Genomic DNA, 206 nt, shown 5'->3' with positions numbered 1-206 from the left:
TCGCGGCGCTCGCCGGGCTGGCCATGCCGTTGTTCCTGCCCGCGTTGTCCGGCCTGGTCCCCGACCTGGTGCCACCCGGTCAGCTCCAGCGGGCGAACGCCGCGTTGCAGAGCGCGGTCAGCATGTCGCTGCTGGTGGGCCTGGGTCTCTCCGGAGCGGTGGTGACCCTGGTCGGCCCCGGCTGGGCGCTCGCCCTCAACGCGCTG

The 206-nt window shown here is 74.3% G+C and carries 1 pseudogene; it reads left to right on the top strand.

Annotation, left to right across the window (positions count from 1 at the left end):
* Positions 1–206: pseudogene (locus tag CCN37_RS37345) on the top strand (MFS transporter); the annotation flags it as partial.

This window comes from Allokutzneria sp. NRRL B-24872 (assembly GCF_002155965.1).
Classification (GTDB): Bacteria; Actinomycetota; Actinomycetes; order Mycobacteriales; family Pseudonocardiaceae; genus Allokutzneria.
The sequence above is the reverse complement of the archived record's forward strand: the minus strand, read 5'-3'. Positions and strand labels throughout refer to the sequence as shown.